This window comes from Streptomyces sp. NPDC048416 (assembly GCF_043200435.1).
Taxonomy (GTDB): domain Bacteria; phylum Actinomycetota; class Actinomycetes; order Streptomycetales; family Streptomycetaceae; genus Streptomyces.
The window spans coordinates 307,709-332,207 of record NZ_JBICXU010000006.1 but is presented as its reverse complement, the minus strand read 5'-3'; the positions used below and the strand labels follow the sequence as shown (position 1 = coordinate 332,207).

Below are 24,499 nucleotides of genomic sequence, written 5' to 3'. Positions count from 1 at the left end.
GGTGCGGTGCATCGCAAGGCGCCGGAACGTCGTGATAGCGGAGCTATCGGGGCGTTTCGGCAACGCCGCGAGGTGCCGTGCCAGGCGCCGCACCCCCGGCCATGATCCACCAGACACCCCCTAGTGCTCGGGTGCGGTAAGTCTCCCCGGATGAGTGGTTGCCGGTCCTGAGGCTCGGCTCCGCTTGTGCTCTGTGGCACGCTTGCCCGGTGGTCGGGTCTGAGCGTGCTTACGGGAGCTTCCGCTATGGGCGTTGAAGAGCGGGACGAGTCGCGCTCGGGCGGCGGCGGGCCGGAATCCGGCGGGTCCGACGGCGCGCGGCCGCCCCGGCAGGTGCCGAACCAGGGCGGCCCCGGAAGCGGTGCGCACGGGGGCCCGCACGGGGGCCCGCACGACGGCTCCCCGGTTGTTCCCGGGCAGGCCGGTGCGGGTTCCGGTTCCGGCTTCAGGGACGGTTCCGACGCCTCGGGCACCTCGGCGTTTCCGGACGACTCCGGGCTCGGGGACGGCGCCGGGCGGGCGGGCGATTCCGGGTTCGGGGACGGTCCCGGATTCCCAGCCGGGCCCGGCTTCCCGGACGGCGCCGGGTTCTCGGACGGCGCCGGGTTCTCGGACGGCGCCGGTTCCTTCGACGGGCGGGGCGTGGTGGGTGGCTCCGGCAGGGTGGGCGGGCCGCGTGCGGCGGGTGACGCGGGGCGGATGGCCGGTCACGAGCTCGGCGGGAACGTACTGCCCGGCCCGTGGGGCCCCATGGACGGCATCGGGGAGCCGGGCGCGAGCGTGCCGCCGCAGCGCGAGGGCGGGCTGCGCGAAGGCATGGCCCTGGAGATCGCCGAGGCCGGACAGTCCGACGCCGATCTGATCCACGCGATGCGGGCCGGCGACGACAGCGCGTACGAGGAACTGTTCCGCCGCCACTCCGACGCGGTGCGCCGCTATGCCCGCAGCTGCTGCCGCGACGCGCACACCGCCGACGACCTGACGGCGGAGGTCTTCGCGCGGACGCTTCAGGCGGTACGCGGCGGAGCCGGGCCCGAACACGCCGTGCGCGCCTACCTGATGACGACCGTGCGGCGGGTCGCCGCGTCCTGGACGCGGACCGCAAAGCGGGAGCGGCTGGTGGACGACTTCGCGGTCTTCGCGGAGGAGGCCGCGCGCTCGGCGGAGGTGTCCGACGACGACACCATCGACCTGGGCGCCGACGTGCGGGCCATGCACGAGGCCGACCAGACACTGGCCATGCAGGCGTTCCGCTCACTGCCCGAGCGATGGCAGGCCGTGCTGTGGCACACCACCGTCGAGGAGGAGTCGCCCAGCGAGATCGCGCCGCTGTTCGGGCTGAGCGCCAACGCCACCGCGGTGCTCGCCAGCCGGGCCAGGGAAGGTCTCAAGCAGGCCTACCTCCAGGCGCATGTCTCCACCGCCCTGACCTCCGGCGGGGACTGCGCCCGCTACGCGGACCGGCTCGGCGCATACGCGCGGGGCGGGTTGCGGATGCGGGCCGAGCGCGGGCTCAGCAAGCACTTGGAGGAGTGCGCGAGGTGCCGGGTCGCGGTCGTCGAGCTCAAGGACGTCAACGCCGGGATTCCCGCGCTGCTCCCGGTCGCGGTCATCGGCTGGTTCGCCGCCGGGTTCTCGCTCAAGGCGGCGGGAGTCGTGGCGGGTGGCGCCGTCGGAGCGGCCGGCGCGGGGGCCGCGGCCGCGGCGACGGGCGGCGGTTCGTCCGGCGGGGCGGCCGCGGGCGCCGCGGCGTCGGAAGGGCTCGGCGCCCCGGCCAAGGCGGGCATCGCGGCGGCGGTGGCCCTGGCGGTGGCGGCCGGCGTCGTGTTCGCGCTGACCGGCAACGACGCTTCGCCCCCCAAACCCGACGCGAAGCCCCCCGCCGTCGCGCCCGTCGTACCGCACGAGCAGCCGCCGGCACCCGAGCCGCCCGCCCCGCCGGAGCCGGCCGCGCCCCAACCCCCACCACCGGCCCGCCCCGCGGCGAAGAAGCCCGCGGCAAGGCCCACCCCGCCCCCGCCGACCCACCCACGGCCGACGCCTCCCCCACCGGCGCCCCCGCCGAAGCCGGCCCCGCCGAAGCCGACGCCTCCCCCGCCACCGCCCGCGCCGACCGTGTACCAGGTGAACCGCCTGCGGTACGGCGTCCTCGGCGACGGCACCGAGCCCGAGGTGCGGCTCGGCGCTTCCAGCTGGCTGTGGCAGCGCTCAAGCATGCGGATCGGTGAGAGCCGCTATCCGCATGGCGTGACCGTGCAGGGCAGGTCCTCGGTGACCATCGACCTCAACCGCCAGTGCCGCACCTACGACGCGTACGCGGGCGTGGACCGTCTGGCGATGGGGCTCGGGGTGGTGCGGTTCTCGGTGTACGGCGACGGTGCTCTGCTGTGGCGCTCGCCCGTGCTGCACGGCGGCGACCCGGCGGTGCCGGTGCACGCCGACCTCTCGGGCCGCCGGACGATCCGGCTCGTCGTGGAGCCGGAGGGCACGTTCGGGACGGCCGCGCTCGCCGACTGGGCGCAGTCGCAGATCAGCTGCCGCTAGGGGGTACCCGGCAGCGCCGGTGGCCCCGGCCCCGCCGAGGGCCACGGCCGGGCGGCGCTCAGTGGCCGGGCGTCGGCGCGGCGCCGGTCACCGCGTCCAGGATCGGCAGGATCGCGGACGGGGTCAGGCCCGTCCCGGCCGCGCTCTCCGTCGCGTACTGCTCGGGTGTGAGCGCGCGGCGGGCCCGTACGACGATGGACTCCTCGATCGCCGCCTCCGGTACGGAACGCGGGATGCCGGCGCGCCAGGAGGCGGCCGCGGCCAGGACCCGCACCGCGCGGGCGTGCTCGGCGAGGTCGGTCAGCAACTGGGCGGCGCGCTCGGCGAGATGGGCCAGGACGAGCTCGGTGCACTGGGCGCCGGACGCCGTGCGCAGGGCGTCCGCCATGCGCGCCAGACCCTTCATGGGGCCCGACTCGACGGCGGTGACCCGGGCGTCGAGGGCGTCGAGCAGCGCGGTGAAGTGCGGGGGCTGGCCCTGCGGTCCCGCCGTCGAGAAGTCGAGTGCCTGCCCGCGCAGGGCGACGGCGGCCGCGGTGTCGCCCCGGTCGAGGGCGATGGTGGCGAGCAGCGAGTGGACGTACGGCAGGGCCTCGACCACCCGGTGGCGCCGTGCCTCGGCCGCGGCTTCCAGCAGGGCTTTCTCCGCGGCGTCCAGGTCGCCTTCGCGGTAGCAGAGTTCGCCGACCCGGGCGGTGAGGAAGGGGGCCTCCTGGTGGGCGCCGACCTCGCGGGAGAGCTGAAGGGCCTCTTCGTAGGCGGGGCGGGCCAGCTCGGGAAGGCCGCGGGTCATCGCGGCTTCGGCGGCGGCGCCGGCCACCTGGGCGCGCATCCAGCGGTCGCCGACCCGGCGGCCGAGCTCGCGCAGTTCGGCGAGGTCGTCGTCGACGCCCTCGAAGCCGCCCGGCATGTCGATGGCCATATGGGTACGGAACATCAGGCTCACCGCCACCGCCCAGTCGTCGCCGTGGCGGCGGCAGTTGGTGACGACGGCGTCGATCGACTCGCGCACCATGCTCGGCGGATCGGTGCGGAACGTCGCGAACGGCCAGAGCAGTCCCGGGAAGCGGGCCGCCTGTGGCCCGCCGGCCTCGAAGGCCCGCCGGATCTCGGTGAGGCGGTCCTGGACGGCGGGGTCGGCGAACCCCTGGTCGCGGTCGACATCGGAGAGCAGGAAGAAGCGGAGCAGGTCGAGGTGGAGTCGCGGCCAGTGCCGCGGGTCGGACGCGTCGGCGGGGGTGGGCGAGAGCTCCGCCGCGGCCCGCGCCCAGTCGGCTCCTTCGGCCCGGTAGTTGCGCAGCCACCAGAACCAGCCCATGGACAGGGAGAGTTCGGTGGCGGCGCCCTCGTCGGCGGCGGGCGGCGTCGTCGTGCGGCGCAGCACGGCCCGGATGTTGTCGAGCTCGGCCTCCAGGCGCCGGATCCACGGGAGTTGGTCGTGCGAGCGGACCTGGGGTTCCGCCCGGCGGACCAGGGCGCCGTAGTACGCGGTGTGGGCCTCGGCCGCCTCGCGCAGCGTTTCGGGGGCCTCGGCGGCCCGCTCGGCGGCGTACTCGTGAATGGTCTCCAGCATGCGGTAGCGCATGCCGCTGCCGTCGTCCGTGGGGACCGCGATGACCAGGGACTTCTCGACGAGCGCGGCGAGGTCGTCGGTGGCGCCGCACACCGCTTGGGCGGCCGCGAGGTCCCAGCCGCCCGCGAAGACCGAGGCACGGCGCAGGACGTCACGCTCGGAGGGGTCGAGCAGGCCCCAGGACCAGTCGACGACGGCGCGCAGGGTCTGCTGGCGCGGAAGGACGGTGCGGCTGCCGCCGGTCAGGAGGCGGAAGCGGTCGTCGAGGCGGTCGGCGATCTGGCGCGGGGTGAGCAGCCGCAGGCGGGCCGCGGCCAGTTCGATGGCGAGCGGAAGCCCGTCGAGGCGGCGGCAGATCTCGGCGACCGCCTCGGTGTCGGCGTCGGGATCGAAGTCGGGGCGCACGGTGCGGGCGCGTTCGGCGAACAGCCGGTGGGCCGGGAGCGGCGGCAGCGGCTCGACCGGGCGGACCGCCTCGCCCGGTACGCCAAGCGGCTCGCGGCTGGTGGCGAGGATGCGGAGCCGGGGGCAGCGGGTGAGGAGCGTTTCGGCGAGCCGGGCGGCGGCGTCGATGACGTGCTCGCAGTTGTCGAGGACGAGCAGCGTGTCCGGCCGGCGTGAGAGGTCGTCGACGAGGCGGGCGGTGGGGTCGTTGTGCGCGGGCTGGCCCTCGCGCCCCAGCAGGGCCGTCTCGCGCAGGCCGAGCGCGGAGACCACGGCGCCGGGGACGGCGTCGGGTTCGTCGAGCGGGGCGAGCTCCACGAGCCAGGCGGACGTGCCCGACGCCGACGCGGACCGCTCCGCGAGACGGGTCTTGCCGGTGCCGCCGGGGCCGGTGAGGGTGACCAGGCGGGAAGCCGCCAAGTCGGCCCGGATCGCGGCCAGTTCTGGCTCGCGGCCCACGAACGAGGTGAGCCGGGGGCGGAGGTTGCCCTCGGTGGCCGCCGCGGCGGGCTCCGCGGTCTCGCGCAGCAACTCCGCGTGCAGCCCCGCCAGTTCGGCGCCCGGGTCGGCGCCGAGGGAGTCGGCCAGGGTGCGGCGGGCCTCCTCGTACGCGGCGAGGGCGTCGGCCCGGCGGCCCTCGGCGCGCAGCGTACGGATCCGCTGGGCGTGCAGCGTCTCGTCGTACGGGTGCGAGGCAAGCAGCTCCATCAGCTCGGGGAGCAGCCCGTTTGTGGCGCCGCGCCGGAGGTCGGCCTCGATGCGGTGACGCAGCGCGGCCAGGCGGTGGGCCTCGGGGCGTACGGCCGCATGACGTTCGGGGAGGTCGGCGAGGGCGGGGCCGCGCCACAGGGCGAGAGCGGCGCGCAGGGTGTCCGCCGCGGCCTCCGGGTCACCCGCGGCGAGCTCGGCCGCGCCCCGGGCCGCGCGTTCCTCGAACGCGTACAGGTCGATCGCCTGCGGCGGCGCGGCGAGCCGGTAGCCGGCGGGCCCCGACTCCAGGGCCTGTCTGCCGATCGCGCGGCGCAGCCGGCCGACCAGGGCCTGGAGGGCGGCGGGCGCGTCCTGGGGCGGATCGTCGGCCCATACGTCGTCGATGAGGGTGGGTACGGGGACGAAGCGGGCGGGGTGCAGGGCGAGGGCGGTCAGCAGGGCGCGCACTCTGGGCCCGCCCAGAGGCAGGGCGGTGCCGGTGTCGTCATGCGCCTCCGTGGCGCCCAGGATCAGGTACCGCACGGGTTCATTATGCGGGGCCGTGGGGTGGTGCTTCCCTCGCCGGCCAGCCCGCCTGCCGCCCGCCGGTCTGCCCACCTGCCCGCCTGCCCGGCCGCCTGCTCGCCGGCCAGCCCGCCGGTCTGCCCGCCCGCCCCCAGCCTGCCCGCCCGCCGGTCTGCCCGCCTGCCCGCCTGCCCGGCCGGCCCGCTCGCCTGCTGCCCGCCCGCGCCGCATCCTGCTCACGACCGCAAGGTCGGTCTCCTCGGCGGGGTCACGCCGCCTGCCACCGCTCGTTGTTTCGGTGCGGCCGTGCCCGTCCAGCAGGTGCCGCGTCGGGCGAGCAGGCGGCGCAGCCACAACTCCGTGGAGATCAGGTCGGCCAGGCCGTCCAGGGGGACGGGTTCGCCCGCTGCCGCCGCTCGGACCGCCTTGCGTACCGTGCGGGCCTCGATCAGGCCGGCGTCCGCCAGCAGCGGGGCGTCGAAGAGGGAGACCAGCGGATCGGCGCACTGGCGCAGGCCCGCGCGGGCGGCGGCCGTCGACGGGGCGTGGGAGGGGGCGCCCCAGCCGGGCGGCAGTTCGCGCACCCCGGACGCCGAAAGCACCGTACGCAGGATCGTGGCGCGGGCGCCGGGCTGGACGCGCAGGGATTTCGGAAGGGCCCGGCAGGCGCGTACGACCTGGTTGTCGAGGAACGGGGCGTGCAGGCGCTGGCTGCGCACCTCGGCGGCCTGCTCCAGGATGCGGTGGTCCGACGCGTACCGGGCGAGCGCGGCCGATGCGCGGGCCTCGCCGGGGCGCTGCGAGGGGGCCGGGCGGGTCGCCGACGCCATCAGACGAACCGATACTTCCGCCAGCGCCTCCCCGGTCAGCCAGCGGGCCGCCGGGCCCGGGCGCGTCCAGGACAGGGCGGCGAGGGAGATCGACAGGGGGCTCGCCGCGTCGTCGACGCGGGGCTCGCGCAAGGCGTCCGCTGCCGATTCGATGCCGGCGCGATAGGGCGTGCGGGCCAGGCGGCGGGCGGCGCGGTAGACGGTGAGCGGCACGAACAGGGAGTTGGCCGAGGGTCCGCCCGCCTTGGCGAGCGCCGTGGCCGGGCGGAGCAGATGACGTCGCTGACGGTCCATCAGAAGGTCGGCCAGGCGCGCCGGATGGGCGTCAAGGACCTGGCGTGCGCCGCTCCCGGTGAAGTGGTCCGCACTGCCCGACAGGAGGCGTCGGCGGTGGCGCGGGGCCTCGGTCAGGGACGGGCCCGGCTCGTCGGTGAGCGGGCCTTCCAGGTCGGCGTAGGGCAGGGATTCGTCGCCGCCCGTCACCACCACGTGGTGCAGGCGGGGGTTGGCGGCCATCGCTCCGGCCCGTTCCAGCTCGGCCCTGCGGCCCGGCACCGCGAGGTCGTTGAAGGTGACGGCGAGGAGACGTTCGCCCGCGCCGGTGCCGTGGCCGAGCACGGTGCCGGGCACGCCGGGCAGCCCGGCGGCGAGCAGGGCGAGGGTGGCGGACGCGGGGCCGCCGGACAGGTCGGCCCCTATGCCCGGCGCCGGGCCCCCGCGCGCGGCGCGCCGCTCGGCAGGGCCCATGCCGGGGACGGGGCCCGGGTCGGGCGGCAGGGTCTCGGGGGCGTGCCGGGGCGCGGTGAGTCTGGCCCGTACCGCGGACACCAGCGCGTCGCGCACGCCCTCCACCGCTGCGGCGGGCGCCAGTTGGGGGCCGGCCACCGCGAGCGAGGCGACCGGCTCGTACCCGGTGATCTCGCGCGATCCCTCGCGCAGGACGAGCGCATGGCCGGGCGGGATGCGCCGCACCCCCGCGTACGGCGTGGAGTCGCCGAGCGCTTCGGGCACGTCGGGGCAGGCCAGGAGGGCGGCGAGATGGCCGATGTCGAGCTGGGCCTCGGTGAGGTCGGCGAGCGGAAGTGCCGCCGTGCCGTACGCCGTGCCGCCCGCCCAGGGGGTGTAGAAGACGGGCCGCGCGCCGGCCAGGTCGCCCACGACCGTGACGCGGCGGGCGACTTGGGCGACGGCCGTGTAGCTGCCGGGCCACGCGGAGAGGTGGCGCAGCGCGCCACCGCGCGCGGCGAACAGGCCGACGCGGAGCTCTTCGTCGGTGGCGGCGCAGCAGCCCAGTACGGCGAGGCGGGTGTCGGCGCCCACGCTGACGATCCTGATCTCGTCGGGCCGCCAGTCCCCGACCGCCCACAGCGGATCCGGGTCGCCCCACAGGAGTTGGGCGCCGACGGGGTGGACGGTGCGGCCCTCGTCGGGCTCGCCGACGGCGCCGGCCGTGGCACGGGCGCCCGCGCCGTACCCGCCGGCCGCGTTCCCGTGCGTCGCGTATCCGCCCGCCGCGTATCCGCTCGTCTCGTAGGCGCCCGCCCCGTAGGAGCCCGTGCGGAAGCCTGCGGCGACGCTGCTCCACCCCACCAACCATCGCATCGCGCCTCCACAGGCTGTGGACAACTCGTGGACAACCCTCGGCCCGGCCCCCGGATCCCCGGCGACCCCGGATCCCCGGATCGGAACCGGTCCCGAACCGGCCCCGCACCGGCCCCGCACCGGCCCGGCGCAGGGGTTCCCCGAAGGACCCCGGCCGCGTTCGGGCACGTTCCGGGGCGCCCGCATGACGCTCCCGTGCGGCCCGAAGACGTCCAGGACCCCATGCTGCCACGACAACAGCGCCACGGAGGGGCTACGGAGAGGGGGCGCGCAAAGTGAATGCGCCCCGGACGGTGGCCGATTGGCATCGCTCCCGGGACGTACGGGACGGGTGCGCCGTGATCGACCAGGCACGCCCCATCCATGCGACGGGGGGCGATATTCGGCCATTTTCGTAGCGCCCAGCGGTCGCCACACCGTGCTCCTGGGGCTCACAACACACGGTCCGGGAGGCGCTGTTCGCCTCCCGGACCGGTCCGCCACCCGCGGGGATTGAGGCGGCGGTGTCCCCCAGCCCGCCGTATCCATGCAGCGGGCCGACCCACGCACCCCACATGGAAGCGCCCCCCTGGGGGCCCGGCGAGAGCGCACGGCCGGGCGCACGGCCACACGCCAGGAGCGCGGCGGCGGCCATGGTCGCCGCACCCCCGGCGCAACGGCTCCGCGTTCCCGCCGCGTCCGCGCGCGCCGACGCCGGACCGTACGGAAAACAATCTCGCCATACGGAAGTCCGCCCCTTAACGGTCGGGATGCGGCGAACTACGCTGTGTTTACTGCTGTTCCTCACGGGTGGCATATTCCCGAGGGCTCGGCCACGTGCTTGTGCGGCCGACGATCCGGACACCGCACCATCCGGGGAGAACGCCGTCTGTGTCGAGGGGTGGCGCATGTCCAGGGAGCAACGCGGGCCGAACGAGAAGCTCGGCACCGTTCTCGCCCTCGCGGGAATCAGCAACGCGGGCCTCGCCCGCCGGGTCAACGACCTCGGCGCGCAGCGGGGCCTGACCCTTCGCTACGACAAGACCTCCGTGGCCCGGTGGGTCTCCAAGGGCATGGTGCCGCAGGGCGCCGCGCCCCATCTCATAGCGGCGGCGATCGGTGCCAAGCTGGGCCGGCCCGTCCCGCTGCACGAAATCGGCCTCGCGGACGCGGACCCGGCACCCGAGGTCGGGCTCGCCTTCCCGCGCGACGTTTCGGAGGCGGTGCGCTCGGCGACCGATCTGTACCGGCTGGATCTGGCCGGGCGGCGGGCCGGCGGCGGCATCTGGCAGTCGCTCGCGGGGTCCTTCGCGGTCAGCGCCTACGCCACGCCGGCCTCCCGCTGGCTCATCACACCGGCCGACTCCTCGGTGGCCCGCAGCACCGACCTCACCGACCTGCCACCGCTGAAAGTCGGCCACAGCGATGTCGCCAAGCTCCGCGAGGCCGCCGAGGACGCCCGCCGGTGGGACTCCAAGTACGGCGGGGGCGACTGGCGTTCGTCGATGGTGCCCGAGTGCTTACGGGTCGACGCGGCCCCGCTGCTGCTCGGCTCCTACAGCGACGAGGTGGGCCGCGCCCTGTTCGGCGCGACCGCCGAGCTGACCCGGCTCGCCGGCTGGATGGCCTTCGACACCGGCCAGCAGGAGGCTGCGCAGCGCTACTACATCCAGGCGCTGCGGCTCGCCCGCGCCGCGGCGGACGTACCGCTCGGCGGATACGTCCTCGCCTCGATGTCGCTCCAGGCCACCTACCGGGGCTTCGCCGACGAGGGCGTCGACCTCGCGCAGGCCGCCGTCGAGCGCAACCGCGGGCTCGCCACCGCCCGCACCATGTCCTTCTTCCGCCTCGTGGAGGCGCGCGCCCACGCCAAGGCCGGCGACGGGCACCCCGCCGAGGCCGCCCTGAAGGCCGCCGAGGCGTGGCTGGAGCGCTCGCGCGACGGCGACAGCGACCCGTCCTGGCTCGGCTTCTACTCCTACGACCGCTTCGCGGCGGACGCCGCCGAGTGCTACCGCGACCTGAAGGCGCCCCGTCAGGTGCGCCGCTTCACCGAGCAGGCCCTGTCGCGGCCCACCGAGGAGTTCGTCCGCTCGCACGGGCTGCGCCTCGTGGTCAGCGCGGTCGCCGAACTGGAATCGGGCAACCTGGACGCGGCGTGCGCGGCGGGCACCCGGGCCGTCGAGGTCGCCGGCCGCATCTCGTCGGCCCGCACGACCGAGTACGTACGCGATCTGCTGCACCGCCTGGAGCCGTACGGGGACGAGCCACGCGTCGCCGAGCTGCGCGAACGGGCGCGGCCGCTGCTCGTCACCCCGGCATAGAGCCCGCGTAGGGCCTCCACCGGACGTTTACCGGGATTGTCAGTGGGCCAGTGCAGTATGTGGTGAGGGGGTCCGGGGCCGTCCTCCGGGAAAGACGCGACCGGGGTGGGAGGTGCCTGGAGTGACGACGACGTACGACTGCGACGTGCTGGTGGTCGGCGGCGGGATCGTGGGTCTGTCGACGGCGTACGCGCTCACGCAGGCGGCCCCCGGCACACGCGTGACGGTCCTGGAGAAGGAGAGCGGCCCCGCCCGGCACCAGACCGGGCGCAACAGCGGGGTCATCCACAGCGGCATCTACTATCCGCCCGGGTCCCTGAAGGCACGCTTCGCGCTGCGGGGCGCGGCCGAAATGGTCGAGTTCTGCGCGCGGCACGGCATCGCCCACGAGGTGACCGGCAAGCTGATCGTGGCCACCGGGCGCGCCGAGCTGCCGCGTCTGCACGCGCTGGTCCAGCGCGGCCGTGAGCACGGCATCCCGGTGCGCGAGCTGGGCCCGGCACAGATAGCGGAGTACGAGCCCGAGGTGCGGGGCCTCGCCGCGATCCACGTCGGCACGACGGGGGTGTGCGACTACCGGGCGGTCGCGGCGCGTCTCGCCGAGCTGTCCGGCGCCGAGGTGCGCTACGGCTCGGAGGTCGTCCGCATCGACCGGCGCGCCTCCCTGGGAGTCGCCGTGCGCACCGCCGACGGCACGGTGCTGCGCGCCCGCGCCCTGGTCAACTGCGCGGGGCTGCACTGCGACCGGGTGGCGCGGCTCGCGGGCGACGACCCGGGGGTACGGATCGTGCCGTTCCGCGGCGAGTACTACGAGCTGGCCCGGCCCGGCCTGGTCAAGGGCCTGGTGTACCCGGTGCCCGACCCCGCGTTCCCCTTCCTCGGCGTCCACCTCACCCGGGGTGTCGACGGCTCGGTCCACGTCGGCCCCAACGCGGTGCCGGCGGCGGCCCGCGAGGGCTACGACTGGCGCACGGTCCGCCCGCGCGAGCTGGCCGGCACGCTCGCCTGGCCGGGCTCCTGGCGCATAGCCCGGCGCCACTGGCGCTACGGCGCGGGCGAGCTGCACCGCTCCCTGTCCAGGCGGGCCTTCACCGACGCGGTCCGCCGCCTGCTTCCCGGGGTGTCCGACGCCGATCTGCGGCCCTCTCCGGCGGGCGTCCGGGCCCAGGCGGTCCTGCGGGACGGCACCCTGGTGGACGACTTCCTGTTCCGTGCATCCCCAAGGGTGGTCCATGTCCTGAACGCGCCGAGTCCTGCGGCGACGGCGTCCCTGCCGATCGGCAGGGAGGTGGCGGACCGGGTCCTGTCGACCCTGCGCCACCCCTGACCCCGCGCCCCCTTCGGGCACCGCCCTGCCCCGCTCCTCGCGCAGTTCCCCGCGCCCCTACCCCCCCTCGGCCGCGGACCGTGCCCGCCTCCCGCGCAGTTCCCCGCGCCCCCTGAAACCCGCCATCACCCTGCGGACCGTGCCCGCCTCCCGCGCAGTTCCCCGCGCCCCTAACCCCCCTCGGCTGCGGACCGTGCCCGCTCCCCGCGCAGTTCCCCGCGCCCCTAAACCCGCCCTCGACCGCGGACCGTGCCCGCTTCCCGCGCAGTTCCCCGCGCCCCTAAACCCGCCCTCGACCGCGGACCGTGCCCGCTCCTCGCGCAGTTCCCCGCGCCCCTGGGGGTTCGGGCCTCGCCGGGTGGAAATGCGGCGCTCCCTTCCCCCGCCACCCGGGACCGGACGACCCCGCTAAGGGGCGCGGGGAACTGCGCGTCCAGCCCCACACGGCCCGCAGACAAAAACCGGGTTTCCAAGGGGCGCGGGGAACTGCGCGACCAGCCAGCCACGGCCCGCAGACAAAAACCGGGTTTCCAAGGGGCGCGGGGAACTGCGCGACCGGTCGGCGACGGGCCGCCGGCTAAGACGGGGGCCGGGCTCGCCCGGGCCGGGGCAGTCGGGGCCGGGCCCGAGCGGGAGGCGGAGGGAGGTGGCACCCCGCGGCCCCCACACCTGGCCGCACCCGCACCCAGCGGCCCCCCGCCCCGTAGAATCGACCCATTGTGTCTGAGCAGCCCCGCACCCCAGAAGAGCCCACCCCGGCAAGCCAGGTCCTTCCGCGCGACAAAGCGCCCCGCACCCCAGAAGAGCCCACCCCGGCAAGCCAGGTCCTTCCGCGCGACAAAGCGCCCCGCTTCCCGGGCGGCCCCGCCGCCGACCCCGCCGGCTCGCACCACGAACGCCGCATCCGCAGCTTCCAGCCCCGCCGCAGCCGCGTCACCACCGGCCAGGGTGAGTACCTGGAGCGCCTGTGGCCGGTGTGGGGCTTCGACATCGACGGGCTCGCCAAGGTCGACCTGGCGAAGCTGTTCGACGGCCTCCCCGTCGTCCTGGAGATCGGCTTCGGCATGGGCGAGGCCACCGCGCAGATGGCCGCCGACGACCCGGCCACCGGCATCCTCGCCGTCGACGTGCACACCCCCGGCCAGGGCAACCTCCTCGGCCTCGCCGAACGGGGCGGCCTCAACAACATCCGCGTGGCCAACGGCGACGCCATCATCCTGCTGCGCGAGATGCTGGAGCCCGAGGTCCTGGACGGGCTCCGCGTGTACTTCCCGGACCCGTGGCCCAAGGCGCGGCACCACAAGCGCCGCCTGATCCAGCCCGAGTTCCTTTCGCTCGCCGCGACACGGATGAAGCCCGGAGCCGTACTGCACTGCGCGACGGACTGGGAGGACTACGCCGAGCAGATGCTGGAAGTCCTCGACGCGCACCCCGACTTCGCGAACACGGTGGAGGGCGGCGGCTACGCGCCGCGGCCCGCGTTCCGCCCCCTGACCCGGTTCGAGGGCCAGGGCCTGGACAAGGGCCACGTGGTCCACGACCTGCTGTTCCGCCGGGTCGAGCATGGAGAACAGGCCGCACGCGGCGAGGCCGGCGAACACGGCTGACGTACCGGCCCCGCCGGCCCGGCGCACACAGCGGGTAGTGCAGGCGCCGTCGCGGATTGTCAGTGACCCTCGTTAGGGTCGTCCCGTGTCCTTCGAGTCGCTTCCGCACCGCCCGCACCCCGGGCAGGCGCCCCAGCAGCCCGGCCAGGCCGTCGCGGCCCGGCCGGTCCCGGCGTGCGCGGACGAGCCCCGGTTCGACAAGGTCCCGCCGGACCGGTCGAAGTGGCGCTACCGGCCGCGCCGCGACTTCTGGCGTTCCAAGGCGGTCCGCGCGGGCGCGCTGATCACCCTGCTCGCCCTGTGCGGCCTGGTGATCCTCGCGCTCGTACGGGAACAGACGGGCACCGAGGGGTTCCTGGTGGGGCTCGGGCTCGCGGTGCTTCCGGTGCCGCTGCTCGCGGCGGCGTTCCGCTGGCTCGACCGCGTCGACCCCGGCCCGTGGCGCAATCTCCTGTTCGCCCTGGCGTGGGGCGCCTGCGCCGCCGCCCTGGTGGCGATCATCGCCAATTCGTTCGCGACCCGGTGGATAGCCACGGCCACCGCCGACCCCTCCTCGGCCGATCACCTGGGCGCGAGCGTCATAGCGCCCATCGTCGAGGAGAGCGCGAAGGCGGCGGCCGTCCTGCTGCTGTTCCTCTTCAGGAGGCGCTGCTTCACGGGCATCGTCGACGGTGTCGTCTTCGCCGGTTTCACCGCGACCGGCTTCGCGTTCACCGAGAACATCCTGTACTTGGGCAACGCGTTCGGTGAGGACCAGGCCAGCCACAGCGCGGGCCTGACGTCCACGACGGCCGCGACCTTCTTCGTGCGGGTCGTCATGTCCCCGTTCGCGCACCCCCTGTTCACCGTCCTGACCGGCATCGGCTTCGGCCTCGCCGCGCTCTCGCCGCCCGGCAGGCGGCTGCGCCGCACCGCGTTCCCGCTGCTCGGCCTGGTGCTCGCGATGGGCATGCACGCCCTGTGGAACAGCTCGGCCCTGTTCGGGGTGTACGGGTTCTACATCGTGTACGGGGCGGTCATGGTGCCGGTGTTCGGGCTGCTCACCTGGCTGGCGATCTGGAGCCGGCAGCGCGAGTTGCGTACGGTCGCCGCCGAGCTGCCCGCGTACGCCGCGGCCGGCTGGCTGGGGCCGGTGGAGCCGCTGGCGCTGTCCTCGATGCGGGCCCGTGCGACGGCCCGGGACTTCGCGCACCACCGCTTCGGCGGGAAGCGGGCGGCGCGTGCGGTCGCCGAGTACGAGGCGTTCGCGACCGCCCTCGCCTTCCTGCGCCACCGTGCCTACCGCAGCGCGGGCGCCACGGGTCCCGGGCCCGATTTCGCGGCACGCGAGCAGGAGCTGCTCCACCATCTGTGGGAGCGCAAGCCGGTCGCAGGCCCGGCGCTGCTGTACGCGGCGGGAGCGTCGGGCCGGATCTGGATGCCCCCGCAGCCGGGCCCGCCGCAGCCGTACACCCAGCACCCGCAGTACGTTCCGCACCCGCAGTACGTCCCACACCCGCAGTACGCCCCGCACCCCCAGCACGCCCCGCACCCGCAGTACGCCCCGTACGGGCAGCCGGGCCCGGCCGGGGACCCGGCGCGGCGCGGCCCCCACAACCCCTATCTACGCTGACGCGGCTACGCTGACGCGGCGGTCAGTTCCGAGAGCTGCGCGTCGGTGAGCTCCAGGTCGGCGACCGCGAGCAGCGCCGGGACCTGCTCGACGGTGCGGGCCGACGCGATGGGCGCGGCGACGGTGGGTCGCGCGGCGAGCCAGGCCAGCGCCACCGTGGCGATCTCGGCGTCGCGTTCCTGGGCGATCCGGTCGAGCGCGGCCAGCACCTTGCGGCCCCGCTCGGTCTCCAGATGCTTGCCCGCGCCCGTCGCCCGCGCGCTGTCCACGGCCTGGCCCGGACGGTACTTGCCGGTGAGGAAGCCGGAGGCGAGTGCGAAGTAGGGCACGGCGGCCAGACCCGCGCGCGAGGCGGTGTCCTGGAGCACGCCCTCGTAGGTGCCGCGGGAGACCAGGTTGTAGTGCGGCTGGAGCGCCACGTACTTGGCCAGGCCCTCGCGGTCGGAGAAGTCCAGGGACTCCCGCAGCCGCTCGGGGGTGATGTTGGAGGCGGCGATCGCGCGGACCTTGCCGTCGCGCACCAGCTGGTCGAGCGCGGTGACGATCTCCTCGACGGGCACGGAGGTGTCGTCGAAGTGTGTGTAGTACAGGTCGATGTAGTCCGTGCCGAGCCTGCGCAGGGACTCCTCGGCGGCGGCCTTGATCGTGGTCGCGGCCAGCCCTTCGTAACGGGGGTGGGCGCCGACCTTGGTGGCGATGACCACGTCGGCCCGGTTGCCGCGCGCGGCCAGCCACTTCCCGATGATCGTCTCGGACTCGCCGCCGGAGTTGCCGGGGGCCCACTTGGAGTAGGCGTCGGCGGTGTCCACGAAGTTGCCCCCACCGGCGGTGTAGGCGTCCAGGACGGCGAACGACTGGTCCTGGTCGGCGGTCCAGCCGAACACGTTGCCGCCGAGGGCGAGGGGAAACACGGAGAGATCGGAGCTGCCGAGCGCACGAAGAGAGGTCATGGCGACAGCAACTCCCGCACGGGGCCAGGTATTCCGCGCCTCGCCCTCTCCTGGCAGCCCCTCCAGAGACACGCGGAACAACGGGAAAAGCGACGGGGATTCGGGGGCGCGAGGAACTGCGAGACAGCCAAGCCACCCACGACCCGCACCGGCACTGGCACCGGCACCCGCACCGGCGCCGGCACCGGCACCGGCACCGACGGCACCCGCACCGGCGTCACACCGTCACACCGTCACGGCTTGAGCCCCTTGGACCGAAGCCAGGTCATCGGATCGATCCCCGTACCGGAAGGCGCATGCACCTCAAGGTGCAGATGCGGCCCCGTCACGTTCCCCGTCGCACCGACCCGCCCCACGACCTCCCCCGTCGTCACCTTCTGCCCCGCGCCGACGGCGATCGACGACTGGTGGCAGTACCAGAGCTCGCTCCCGTCCTCGAGCGTGATGACCGTCCGGTACCCGTACGCCCCCGCCCACCCCGCCGACTTGACCGTCCCGGAGTGGATCGCCTTGAGCGGGGTGCCCGTGGGCGCGGCGAAGTCGAGGCCGGTGTGGTGGCCGGACGACCACATCGAGCCGGCCTCGCCGAACGTGGAGGTGATCGTGTACGAGCCCACCGGCAGGGAGTATTCGGCGGCCAGCTCCGCCAGCCGCGCCTGTTCCGCCTTCTTCGCCGCGGCCTCCTCGGCCGCCTTCTTCTCGGCGGCGGCCTTCGCGGCCTCGGCGGCGGCCTGGACCTTGGCGGCCTCCTGCTTGGCCTTCGCCTCGGCCGCGGCCTTCTGGGCCGCCGCCTTCTCCGCGGCGGCCTTCGCCTCGGCGACGGCCGCGGCCTTCTGCTGCCCGGCCTGCTGGAGGATCCGGGCGCGCAGTGCCTCCCCGGCGTCGGTGGCGCCCCCTTCGGCCTCGCTGGTGGAGAGCCCGGCCATGCTCAGCGGCGCAGCGGCGATCTTCCGGTCGGCCTCGGCGGCCGCGGTTTTGGAGGCGTCCCCGTGCGCGTCCACTCCCGTACCGCCGTGCGCGTCCGCTCCCGTACCGCCGTGCGCGTCCGCTCCCGTACCGCCGTGCGAGAGGAGTGCGCCGACGCCCGGCAGCGAGCCGAGGTCGGGCAGGCTCCCCGCGAGGGAGTCGGGCAGGGATATGGAGACGGGCGGTTTGCTCTGCGCGGTGGCCATGCCGCCCGCGCCGACCGCCGCGATGACCCCCACGCCGAGGACGGTGGAGCTGCGGGCGAGGCCGCCGCGCTGCTTGGCCACCCGGTGCCGGCCGCGAACCGCGCGTACGGACTCCTCGGTCGGGTCCCACTCCTCCCAGCTCTCGTCCTCGCCGGGCGCGTCCCCGTAGAGCGCGGCCCCAGGAGGCAGGGGAGTGTCGAGAGCAGGGTCGTTGGACGCCACGAAGGCGCTCCTTTCCTTCCTTCTCGCCTACCGGGTCAGCGGTGGGGGTCCCTAGGCCGTTAGGGCCCTGGAGGAGGGTTCGGAGCAGGAAGGTCTCCTACGAGCGCCCATGGCGGATGCCCGATTCGCCCCAAGTTGGTGGTCCCCCGGCTCCCTTGCGGGATTCGGCGCATGCGCACGGTGCCGCCTTGGCGACGGCTGGTACGACCGCGCTGCGTTATCGAACGTTAATAGAAGGCGGGGGTTGATTCCAAGCCGTTCCCCACTGATCGTTAACGGCCATGGCCCGGACTTAGCGCCCACTGCCGGGGCAAACCGGTCGAGTTCACGCCCCCTCGGAGCCACACCCGCCGCACCCGCATTCTGACGGAGTGTCAATTGTTATGCGCAGGGAGACCCTTCGCGCACCCACCGTGACCCCGCGCCACGGCGGCGGCCCTACTTCACGATCCGGACCGTGCGCCGCCGCTCGGGCTGGCCCTCGGCCGGGCGGGCCACCGCGAGCAGCGCCATGTCGTCGCTCGCGCCGCCGCCCGTGTAGCGGCGTACGTCGTCGACGAGCGCGTCCAGGACCTCGTCCGGGCCGGGGAAGATCGCGCCGCGCAGCCGTGCGCCGGGGTTGTAGAAGATGCCCTGGGCGTCGCGCGCCTCGGAGAGCCCGTCGGTGTAAAGGAGCAGCGTCGAACCGGGCGGGAAGGGGCGCAGCTCGGCCCGGTCCGGCCACACGCCGAGGTCCGACATGCCGAGCGGCAGTGCGGGTTCGGCCGGCACGATCGCGTCCAGGGATCCGTCCGGGTGCAGCAGGAACGGCTCGGGATGGCCCCGGTTCACCGTGCGTACGGTGCCGTCGCCGCGCGGGATCTCGGCGAGCAGCGCCGTGGTGAACCCCTCGACCGCGTCGAGCCGGTCGCGCCGGGTGCCCTCGCGGGCCAGCGCCCGCTCCAGGCGCTGGGTCACCGCCTCCAGGGAGGACTCCTGCTCGGCCGCCTCCCGGAACGCCCCGATCACCACGGCGACGGCCTCGACCGCCTGGAGCCCCTTGCCGCGGACGTCGCCGACGATGAGCCGGACCCCGTACGGGGTGTCCTGCACGGCGAAGAGGTCTCCGCCGATGAACGCGTCCGCCTGCGCCGCCTCGTACCGCGCGGCGACGTGCAGGCCACCGATGCGGGACGCGGGCGTGGGCAGCACGGCGCGCTGCGCGGTCTCGGCGATGACACGGGCCGATGCGAGCCGTTCACCACTGCGGCGCAGGATGCTGTTGATGACGAGGGCGAGCGCGCCGACCGTGAGCACGGTGAACAGCTCGCTGGCGCCTTCGCCGAGGTTGGGGAGGTCGTGTATGAACCAGAGCAGCACGACGGCGAGCACCGAGCCCATGCCGACGGCGGCGGTGCCACGGCCCGAGTAGAACGGGGCCGCGGCGACCGGGGCGCCCGCGAAGAGGGCGGCGGCCGTCAGGTCGGGCGGGGTCGAGGCGTCGAAGGCGAAGCCGACGACGACGAGGAGTACGGGTAGCGCCCGTACCAGGCGCCCGTCGCCTTCTGCTCGCTGCCGCACCCGTCCAGACTGCCCCGTCCCGGCCCCGACGTCGACTCGGACGCGCCCAAGCGGGGCGTCGGGCGCGGCGGATCAGTACGGGCGCGGGGGCACGAACCCCGCCCGCTCGGGGCCGGCCCGCACGGTTCACCAGGGCTCGGCCCGGGCGGTCCACCAGGGGCTCGGCCCGCACGGTCCACCAGGGCTCGTCGGCTCGCACGGTTCACCAGGGGCTCGGCCCGGGCGGTCGAGGGCGGCGGCAGCACTGCGGGCCCGGACACGTCCGCCGTCCCACCCGGTCAAGCGCGGCGGCAGCGCTGCGGGCCCGGACGCGTACGGGGGCAGGTTCCCCTGGTGTGGCGGTGGTGGACGACGCCCTGATCCGGCACGCACGGCGGCTCGGCCCAGCCGCCGCGTTCGGGGCGGCAGCCCGCGGGGACCGCCGAGGGGCGGACCGGCACCCGCCGGCCGGCGGGCACGGGCCGGGGTCCGGGCCCGGGGCCCTTCCCGCCCGGCTCCTGGCAGCCACCCAGGACGAGTACGCAGAGCACGAGCGGGAGCAGCACGGCACGCACCCTCCGCCACGTTCCGCACCCGCCCGTCGCCCCGCCGCGCCCGCGCCCCCACTCGTGCCCACTCACCACCTCGCCCCCTCCCTCATCCCGCGAGGCCCACCATGACTCATCGCGCACGCGAGACTACTGGGCGCACACACCCCCGGCGGCCGGGGCGTCGGGGAGGTGGCGCTCCGCGTACACCGTCAGGGCGTCCCGCACGAAGGCCGCCGTGCCCTCGCCGTGCCGGTCGTAGGTGGCGCCGAAGCGCGGGTCGTCGACGTACATCCGGCCGAGCCCGATGACGTAGGACCTGCTGACGCTCGTGGTGGCGGACAGCCAGGCGACGTGGCGCCCGGCGATGTCCTGCGCCACGTCGCCGTCGGCGGCCAGGCCGTCCCCGCGGGCCAGGCCCCAGTCGCGGGCGATGTCGTCGTGTTCCCGCTGGAAGCCCTTCTTCTCCTCCTCGGTGAGCGAGCGCCACCAGCGGTCGCTCTTCTCGTACGCGTCCCGCCCCCAGCGGCGGCTCACCTCCTCCTCGTACTGGGTGTGATCGAAGCCGTCGAACACTTCCTCGGCCATGAGCTCCATTCCCTTCCCGGTCTTGTGCAGGGTGGTCCGCACGGACGCGATCTGCCGCGCGATGCGCGCACGCTCCTGTTCGAGGAGGCGCAGATGGGTGCGCAGGGCGGCCGACGGATCGCGTTCGCCCTCCAGGACCTCGCCGATCACGGGCAGCGAAAGCCCCAGCTCCCGAAGGAGCAGAATCCGCTGGAGCCGGACCAGGGCGTCCTGGTCGTAGTAGCGGTATCCGTTGCTTCCGATCCGGCTGGGGGCGAGCAGGCCCAGCTCCCCGTAGTGGCGCAGGGTGCGGCTGGTTGTCCCGGCCTTCTTGGCGATCTCCTGGATCGACCACTCCTTGCCGTGCACGTTCACACGGCCACGCTAGAACTTGACGTTGCGTAAAGGTCAAGGACGCGGAGGAGCCCGCGCGGGAGGGCGGGAGCCGGGGAACGCGAAGAGGCCCGGCACTGTGAACAGTGCCGGGCCTCTTCGTTCAGTAGCGGGGACAGGATTTGAACCTGCGACCTCTGGGTTATGAGCCCAGCGAGCTACCGAGCTGCTCCACCCCGCGTCGGTAAACACAACTGTACGCCATACGCAGCGGTGCTCCGAACCATTTACCAGCGCCCACCCCGAACCCACCTGCGGACGCTCCCCGTCGCCCCGCCGGGCAGGCCCCGCGCCGTTCACCGCACGCCGTGCGCGCCATCCGCGCGGAGCGGGAAACCCGGGAAAGAAAAGTGCCGCACGGGCGCGACATCCCACCGAGTCACGTAGTCATCAGGGGTATGCACGGGGACCACGGAACAAGAGAACAGGCGGGGACCGAGTGAAAGCAGTACAGGAGGATGCGTACCTGAATTTCGTGGCCGCGAGGGGGAAGGCCCTGTACCGCTCGGCGTACGTGCTCGCGGCCGGCGACACCTACCTGGCCGAAGACCTGGTGCAGGAAGCCCTCAGCCGGGTGTACGTGCACTGGAACCGGGTGGCCTGCGCGAACAGCCCGGCGGCGTACGCCCAGACGATTCTGGTCCGCACCTTCCTCAGCCTGCGGCGTCGGCGCAGTACCGGCGAGCGGCCCACCGGGACCCTGCCCGACGGCGCGGCAAGCGGCCCGGACGCGGCCCTGCGCCTGACCCTGCTGGACGCGCTCGGTCAACTCCCGCCCCGCGACCGGGCGGTGCTGCTCCTGCGGTACTGGGAGGACCGCAGCATCGAGGAGACCGCCCGGATGCTCAAGCTGAGCAGGAGCGCGGTCCGCTCCCAGGGCACCCGCGCACTCGACAGGCTGCGCGCGTTGCTCGGCGACAGCCTGTCCGACCTGGTCGCGCACTGAATCCCCGTGCCCGCGGGTCCGTACCGCCGCACCGCCGCACCGCCGCACCGCCGCACCCCAACCGTCAGCGACAGAAGACACAAGGTGACGCCAGCATGCCGTTCGAAGCAGATCTCTCACACGCCCTGTACCGCACGACCGACGCACTCGAACCCGATCTGACCTCGCTCGTGGACGGAGCCGTCGAGCGCGGCCGGGCCGCCCGTCGACGGCGCCGCACCACCCGCGTCCTCACCGGGGCCGGGGCCTGCGCCGTGATCGCGGGGGCCGCGCTCGTGATGCCCGGCATGCTCGCCGGGGTCCGGTCCGCGGGTTCCGACATCGAGCCGGCGGCGCTGGCCGTGCCCCGTTCGGCGATCAGCGGCACCCAGATGATCCAGGCCGTGGAAGGCACGTTCCCCGGGGGCCGGTTCAGCGAGGTGAGCGGGCAGAGCAACAACCCGTCGGATCCGTCCGGCGGTTACGTGGCCAACGGCGGACTGGTCGTCGACGACGGGCACGGAGCGGCCATGGTCGGCGTATCGGCCGTGCGGCTCAAGCTGCCGCTCAGGGACGGCGACGGGCTGAGCTGCGACCAGACACCCGCACGCGCCGCGGGCGACACCTGCACGCTGAGCGAGCTGCCGAGCAGCGCCGCGATTCCCGGCGGGGCCGTGGTGATGTCACAGAAGAACGCGGCCGAACAGCCGGCGCACGCCGACACCGCGCACCGCTGGACGGTGACGGTGACACTGAAGTCGACCGGGGCGCAGCTCCAGATGGTGCAGTGGAACAGCACGGGCGGCGGCAACGGCGCCGACACACCCAAGCCGACCCGCACCGCGCCCCCCCTGTCCGAACAGCAGGCGGTGGCCGCCCTCACCGGCGCGACCTGGGCCCCGATCCTGGGCGCGGTCGGCTGACCCACCATCCCGCGCCGACCGCCGAAGTCGCAGATCGAACGCCGAGGGTTGAAGGGCGAAGGGCGAAGGGCGAGGGGCGAGGGGCGAGGGGCGAGGGGCGAGGGTTGAAGGCCGAGGGGGCGTCGCCCGGACACCCAGAAGCGGCCCGGCCCGACGGAACCGGTCGACCGATGAATGGCGCCAGGGGCCGCCGCCCCGTCCGCTGGACGGTCACCGCGACGGCGGCCTGCTGACCTCATGCGCCTCGGAGGCTGTGCCGGCGTTGACGTTCACGCGGATGGCTCCGGAGCGATCTCCGCGATCAGGCCCTCCACCAGCACCTTGATCTCGTCCCGGATCGGGCGGACCGCCTCGACGCCCTGGCCCGCCGGATCTTCCAGCTTCCAGTCGAGGTAGCGCTTGCCGGGGAAGACCGGGCAGGTGTCGCCGCAGCCCATGGTGATGCAGACGTCCGACTCGTTGACCGCGTCCACGGTCAGGACCTTCGGGGTCTCGGCGGAGATGTCGATGCCGACCTCGGCCATCGCGGCAACGGCGGCCGGGTTCACTACCTTGCCCGGGTCGGACCCGGCCGAGCGGACCTCGACAAGGTCCCCGGCCAGGTGGGTCAGCCACGCGGCAGCCATCTGGGAACGGCCGGCGTTGTGGACACAGACGAACAGCACAGCGGGCTTGTCGGACATCAAGGGTCTCTCTTGTCTCACGTGTCTCGCGGCTGGATCAGGCACGAATGAAGTCAGCATTCAATGATGTCACTCACCACTGATGTGAAAGTATCAGCCCATGATGACGTCAGTCGACACTGAACTGATGCGGGTCCTGGCCGACCCGCTCAGGCTCAAGATCGTGCACCTGCTCGCCCAAGAGACGCTCTGCACCACGCACCTGGTCGAGGAGACCGGCGCCAAGCAGACCAACCTCTCCAACCACATGAGGGTGTTGCGGGAGGCGGGCGTGGTCGACACCGAGCCGTGCGGCCGCTTCATCTACTACAAGCTGCGCCCGGAGGTACTGGAGACCCTGGCGGGCTCATTCGCCGAGCTGGCGGCGCGTGCCCGTACGACCGTCGAGACCGGCCGGAAGCGAGCCTGCTGATGACCAGCACCGAACCCGACGCGACCGGCAGAACCACCGCCGGGGAGACGGGAGTTGTCGCCAAGCTGTCGACACTCGACCGCTTCCTCGCCGTCTGGATCCTGATCGCGATGGGCCTCGGCCTCGGTCTCGGCCGCACCATCCCCGGCCTGAACGACGCACTCGCCGAGGTCGAGATCGGCGGGATCTCCCTCCCGATCGCGGTCGGCCTGCTGATCATGATGTACCCGGTCCTCGCCAAGGTCCGTTACGACAGACTCGACGCGGTGACCGGCGACAGGAAACTCATGGTTTCCTCGCTGGTCATCAACTGGGTGCTCGGCCCGGCCGTCATGTTCGCCCTCGCGTGGATCTTCCTGGCCGACCTGCCCGAGTACCGCACCGGCCTGATCATCGTCGGGCTCGCCCGCTGCATCGCCATGGTCATCATCTGGAACGACCTGGCCTGCGGCGACCGCGAGGCGGCAGCTGTGCTCGTGGCCCTCAACTCGGTCTTCCAGGTCCTGGCGTTCGGCCTGCTCGGCTGGTTCTACCTCGACCTGCTGCCCGGCCGGCTCCACCTCGGCACCGGCCGGCACCTGGACATCTCCCTGTGGAAGATCGCCCTCAACGTCGTCATCTTCCTCGGCATCCCCCTGCTCGCCGGATTCCTGACCCGCCGCATCGGCGAGCAGAGACTGGGCCGCGAGCGCTACGAGGCCAACTTCCTGCCGAAGATCGGACCTTGGGCCCTGTCCGGGCTGCTCTTCACGATCGTCATCCTCTTCGCCCTCCAGGGGAAGACCATCACCTCGCAGCCGCTGGACGTGGCGAGGATTGCGCTGCCGCTGCTGGTGTACTTCGCGATCATGTGGTTCGGTACCTTCGCTCTCGGCAAGGCGATCGGCCTGAACTACGACCGCACCGCCACGCTCGCCTTCACCGCAGCCGGCAACAACTTCGAGCTGGCCATCGCGGTCGCCATCGCCACCTTCGGCGTCACCAGCGGCCAGGCCCTCTCCGGTGTCGTCGGCCCGCTGATCGAGGTCCCGGTCCTGGTCGCGCTCGTGTACGTGTCGCTGGCCTGGCGCCGACGCTTCGCTCCGGCGACCTGAAGGATTCGAACGCC

Annotated in this window: 16 protein-coding genes, 1 tRNA gene and 1 riboswitch; of the genes, 9 read left to right on the top strand and 8 right to left on the bottom strand. The window is 74.1% G+C overall.

What is annotated here, in order from left to right:
• Window positions 1–246: 246 nt before the first annotated feature.
• Window positions 247–2,544, top strand: coding sequence for a sigma-70 family RNA polymerase sigma factor (locus ACGFW5_RS11505; protein WP_393833956.1), 2,298 nt, complete (start codon window positions 247–249; stop codon window positions 2,542–2,544).
• A gap of 58 nt (window positions 2,545–2,602) precedes the next feature.
• Here ACGFW5_RS11505 and ACGFW5_RS11500 read toward each other — a convergent pair whose 3' ends face one another.
• Both ACGFW5_RS11500 and ACGFW5_RS11495 read right to left on the bottom strand, forming a co-directional pair.
• Window positions 2,603–5,794, bottom strand: a complete 3,192-nt coding sequence (locus tag ACGFW5_RS11500; RefSeq protein WP_393833955.1) for a BTAD domain-containing putative transcriptional regulator — start codon at window positions 5,792–5,794, stop codon at window positions 2,603–2,605.
• Between the two features lie 218 nt (window positions 5,795–6,012).
• The gene (locus ACGFW5_RS11495) at window positions 6,013–8,208 is read right to left on the bottom strand and encodes an asparagine synthase-related protein (protein WP_393833954.1); all 2,196 of its coding nucleotides are present in this window, start codon (window positions 8,206–8,208) and stop codon (window positions 6,013–6,015) included.
• Window positions 8,209–9,095: 887 nt separating this feature from the next.
• Here ACGFW5_RS11495 and ACGFW5_RS11490 point away from each other — a divergent pair.
• From ACGFW5_RS11490 to ACGFW5_RS11475, 4 genes are all read left to right on the top strand, one after another.
• On the top strand, window positions 9,096–10,511 hold the full coding sequence (locus ACGFW5_RS11490) for an MFS transporter (protein WP_328311523.1): 1,416 nt from the start codon (window positions 9,096–9,098) through the stop codon (window positions 10,509–10,511).
• Window positions 10,512–10,632: 121 nt separating this feature from the next.
• A complete protein-coding gene (gene lhgO / locus ACGFW5_RS11485; protein ID WP_393833953.1) occupies window positions 10,633–11,838 on the top strand; it encodes an L-2-hydroxyglutarate oxidase in 1,206 nt (401 codons plus the stop codon).
• Between the two features lie 719 nt (window positions 11,839–12,557).
• Window positions 12,558–13,445 carry a tRNA (guanosine(46)-N7)-methyltransferase TrmB gene (trmB, locus tag ACGFW5_RS11480; RefSeq protein WP_393833952.1) on the top strand — a complete coding sequence of 296 codons (888 nt, stop codon included), beginning with the start codon at window positions 12,558–12,560 and terminating at the stop codon, window positions 13,443–13,445.
• 85 nt (window positions 13,446–13,530) lie between these two features.
• Window positions 13,531–15,057: a PrsW family glutamic-type intramembrane protease gene (locus tag ACGFW5_RS11475; RefSeq protein WP_393833951.1), complete on the top strand. Its 1,527-nt coding sequence runs from the start codon at window positions 13,531–13,533 to the stop codon at window positions 15,055–15,057.
• Window positions 15,058–15,062: 5 nt separating this feature from the next.
• Here the strand turns inward: ACGFW5_RS11475 and ACGFW5_RS11470 are convergent, their stop codons facing one another.
• The 5 genes from ACGFW5_RS11470 to ACGFW5_RS11450 form a co-directional block, all read right to left on the bottom strand.
• Window positions 15,063–16,007 (bottom strand): aldo/keto reductase, encoded by a 945-nt coding sequence (locus ACGFW5_RS11470; protein ID WP_393833950.1) that lies wholly within the window; start codon window positions 16,005–16,007, stop codon window positions 15,063–15,065.
• Window positions 16,008–16,240: 233 nt separating this feature from the next.
• Window positions 16,241–17,401 carry a M23 family metallopeptidase gene (locus tag ACGFW5_RS11465; protein ID WP_393833949.1) on the bottom strand — a complete coding sequence of 387 codons (1,161 nt, stop codon included), beginning with the start codon at window positions 17,399–17,401 and terminating at the stop codon, window positions 16,241–16,243.
• Window positions 17,402–17,410: 9 nt separating this feature from the next.
• A riboswitch (cyclic di-AMP (ydaO/yuaA leader) is annotated at window positions 17,411–17,581 on the bottom strand.
• 258 nt (window positions 17,582–17,839) lie between these two features.
• Entirely contained in the window at window positions 17,840–18,961 is a 1,122-nt protein-coding gene (locus ACGFW5_RS11460) for a PP2C family protein-serine/threonine phosphatase (protein ID WP_393833948.1), read from the bottom strand.
• A gap of 677 nt (window positions 18,962–19,638) precedes the next feature.
• A complete protein-coding gene (locus ACGFW5_RS11455) occupies window positions 19,639–20,424 on the bottom strand; it encodes a MerR family transcriptional regulator (protein ID WP_393833972.1) in 786 nt (261 codons plus the stop codon).
• A 131-nt stretch (window positions 20,425–20,555) separates the two neighbouring features.
• Window positions 20,556–20,629: transfer RNA gene (locus ACGFW5_RS11450), tRNA-Met, on the bottom strand.
• 258 nt (window positions 20,630–20,887) lie between these two features.
• On the opposite strand from ACGFW5_RS11450, the gene ACGFW5_RS11445 reads away from it, so the two are divergent.
• Both ACGFW5_RS11445 and ACGFW5_RS11440 read left to right on the top strand, forming a co-directional pair.
• On the top strand, window positions 20,888–21,394 hold the full coding sequence (locus ACGFW5_RS11445; RefSeq protein WP_393833947.1) for a SigE family RNA polymerase sigma factor: 507 nt from the start codon (window positions 20,888–20,890) through the stop codon (window positions 21,392–21,394).
• Between the two features lie 95 nt (window positions 21,395–21,489).
• Window positions 21,490–22,296 (top strand): hypothetical protein, encoded by an 807-nt coding sequence (locus tag ACGFW5_RS11440; protein ID WP_393833946.1) that lies wholly within the window; start codon window positions 21,490–21,492, stop codon window positions 22,294–22,296.
• Window positions 22,297–22,565: 269 nt separating this feature from the next.
• On the opposite strand, the gene ACGFW5_RS11435 is transcribed toward ACGFW5_RS11440, so the two are convergent.
• Window positions 22,566–22,979 (bottom strand): arsenate reductase ArsC, encoded by a 414-nt coding sequence (locus ACGFW5_RS11435; protein ID WP_393833945.1) that lies wholly within the window; start codon window positions 22,977–22,979, stop codon window positions 22,566–22,568.
• Between the two features lie 100 nt (window positions 22,980–23,079).
• Here ACGFW5_RS11435 and ACGFW5_RS11430 point away from each other — a divergent pair, with 100 nt between their 5' ends.
• Both ACGFW5_RS11430 and arsB read left to right on the top strand, forming a co-directional pair.
• Window positions 23,080–23,391 carry an ArsR/SmtB family transcription factor gene (locus ACGFW5_RS11430; RefSeq protein WP_393833944.1) on the top strand — a complete coding sequence of 104 codons (312 nt, stop codon included), beginning with the start codon at window positions 23,080–23,082 and terminating at the stop codon, window positions 23,389–23,391.
• A complete protein-coding gene (gene arsB, locus ACGFW5_RS11425; RefSeq protein ID WP_393833943.1) occupies window positions 23,391–24,485 on the top strand; it encodes an ACR3 family arsenite efflux transporter in 1,095 nt (364 codons plus the stop codon). The genes ACGFW5_RS11430 and arsB overlap by 1 nt, the downstream gene beginning before the upstream one ends.
• Window positions 24,486–24,499: the final 14 nt, after the last annotated feature.

Excerpts from the sequence above, each read along its gene's own strand:
- ACGFW5_RS11505 (WP_393833956.1), top strand. The coding sequence starts at position 247 with ATGGGCGTTGAAGAGCGGGACGAGTCGCGCTCGGGCGGCGGCGGGCCG.
- ACGFW5_RS11495 (WP_393833954.1), bottom strand. The coding sequence starts at position 8,208 with ATGCGATGGTTGGTGGGGTGGAGCAGCGTCGCCGCAGGCTTCCGCACG.
- ACGFW5_RS11490 (WP_328311523.1), top strand. The coding sequence starts at position 9,096 with ATGTCCAGGGAGCAACGCGGGCCGAACGAGAAGCTCGGCACCGTTCTC.
- ACGFW5_RS11470 (WP_393833950.1), bottom strand. The coding sequence starts at position 16,007 with ATGACCTCTCTTCGTGCGCTCGGCAGCTCCGATCTCTCCGTGTTTCCC.
- ACGFW5_RS11440 (WP_393833946.1), top strand. The coding sequence starts at position 21,490 with ATGCCGTTCGAAGCAGATCTCTCACACGCCCTGTACCGCACGACCGAC.
- ACGFW5_RS11435 (WP_393833945.1), bottom strand. The coding sequence starts at position 22,979 with ATGTCCGACAAGCCCGCTGTGCTGTTCGTCTGTGTCCACAACGCCGGC.
- ACGFW5_RS11430 (WP_393833944.1), top strand. The coding sequence starts at position 23,080 with ATGATGACGTCAGTCGACACTGAACTGATGCGGGTCCTGGCCGACCCG.
- arsB (WP_393833943.1), top strand. The coding sequence starts at position 23,391 with ATGACCAGCACCGAACCCGACGCGACCGGCAGAACCACCGCCGGGGAG.